We start from the raw sequence: 1,091 nt of genomic DNA, 5'->3' as shown, positions 1-1,091 counted from the left end.
ACTTCAACTGTCATTCGTAAGCTCAATGACTTTCACTTTGAGTGTAACTTTAGCCATTTGCCTGAAATTATGCCCTTGGACGTTAAAACAGTCAGGTGAGTGACTGTTTCAATCGGTAGATGAAGATGAGGTTCATTGAGCAAGATTTTTTAATCTCAGTATCATAGCTGTTCTTGAGGGTAGAACACAAACTGGCATCCGAAATAACTTTCTTCGCTACCATAGAGCTGTTCGCTGTCGAGTGAGAATCATTACGAAGGATATGTTTAGCCCTTACTATGACTTGGCTAAGCAGCTTCGCTTTCGAATTTCTAGGCTCAGGCTGAAACAGTCTGGGAGACTGTTTCACTCCCAAACGCTAAAATCGTGTTGGATCGTTTCCATATTGTCCAACACATGAGCCGTGCTATGAGTTGTGTGCGTGTTCAAATCATGAATCAGTTTCATCGAAAATCTCATGAATACAAGGCTATCAAGCGTTACTGGAAACTTATCCAACAGGATAGCCGTAAACTCAGTGATAAACGTTTTTATCGCCCTACTTTTCGTATGCACTTAGCCAATAAAGAGATTCTAGACAAACTTTTGAGCTATTCAGAAGATTTGAAACACCACTATCATCTCTATGACTCTTGCTTTTTCACTTTCAGAATAAGGAACCGGATAAATTTTTCGGGCTCATTGAGGACAATCTAAAGGAGGTTCATCCCCTTTTTCAGACTGTCTTTAAAACATTTCTAAAGGACAAAGAGAAAATCGTCAACACCCTTCAATTCTCCTATTCAAATGCCAAACTGGACGCGACTAATAATCTCATCAAACTTATCAAACGAAATGCCTTTGGTTTCCGAAACTTTGAAAACTTCAAAAACGGATTTTTATCTCCCTAAATATCAAAAAGAAAGGACAAAATGTGGCCTTTCTCGAGCTTAGCTTTTCTTCAACCCACTACAGTTGACAAAGATCCAATTAAAAAAAGAGAGAAGCAAACTGATTCTCTCTTAATGTATATAATATCTAGTTAAACAAAAAAGGTACGCTTACGTATCTCTGTAATGAATCGGGAAGACAGGATTCGAACCTGCGACACC

1 pseudogene is annotated in these 1,091 nt (G+C 38.6%); it reads left to right on the top strand.

What is annotated here, in order from left to right:
* Nucleotides 1–933, top strand: a pseudogene (locus HMPREF2701_RS11330) (transposase); the annotation flags it as partial.
* Nucleotides 934–1,091: the final 158 nt, after the last annotated feature.

The sequence above is a fragment of the Streptococcus sp. HMSC077D04 genome (genome assembly GCF_001808785.1).
Taxonomy (GTDB): Bacteria; Bacillota; Bacilli; order Lactobacillales; family Streptococcaceae; genus Streptococcus; species Streptococcus mitis_BX.
Note: the sequence above shows the minus strand (reverse complement) of the source record. Positions and strands in the feature narration are given on the sequence as shown.